Annotated in this window: 1 pseudogene; it reads left to right on the forward strand. The window is 59.3% G+C overall.

The features are described 5' to 3' along the window. Positions 1-60 precede the first annotated feature (60 nt). Positions 61-533: pseudogene (galB, locus tag HHU12_RS34805) on the forward strand (4-oxalmesaconate hydratase); the annotation flags it as partial.

Consider the following 533-nt stretch of genomic DNA (forward strand, 5'->3'; position numbering starts at 1 on the left):
ACGAATTACCTCCCCACGACGGGACATGACAAGCTGAAAAAAACAACAGAGGAAGCCATCATGTCTCATCCGGTTAGCGAAAAAAGTGCCCTTGTCGTCAGCGCCCACTCGGCCGATTTCGTCTGGCGCGCGGGCGGTGCGATAGCGCTGCATGCCCTGCAGGGCTATCAGGTCCATGTGGTCTGTTTATCCTTTGGCGAGCGCGGCGAGTCCGCCAAACTGTGGCGTAAAGGCAACATGACCGAGGAGGCGGTGAAGCAGGTGCGTCGCGAAGAGGCGCAGGCCGCCGCCGCGATCCTGGGCGCCAGCGTCGAATTCTTTGATATCGGTGACTATCCGCTGCGCGCCGATAAAGAGACGCTATTTCGTCTGGCGGATGTGTATCGCCGTATCCAGCCCCACTTTGTCCTGACGCACTCCCTGCACGATCCCTATAACTACGATCATCCGCTGGCCTCCCATCTGGCGCAGGAAGCACGGATTATCGCCCAGGCAGAGGGCTATCGCCCCGGTGAGAAAATTGTCGCTGCTCC

It is taken from the genome of Flammeovirga aprica JL-4, assembly GCF_012844305.1.
GTDB lineage: Bacteria > Bacteroidota > Bacteroidia > Cytophagales > Flammeovirgaceae > Flammeovirga > Flammeovirga aprica.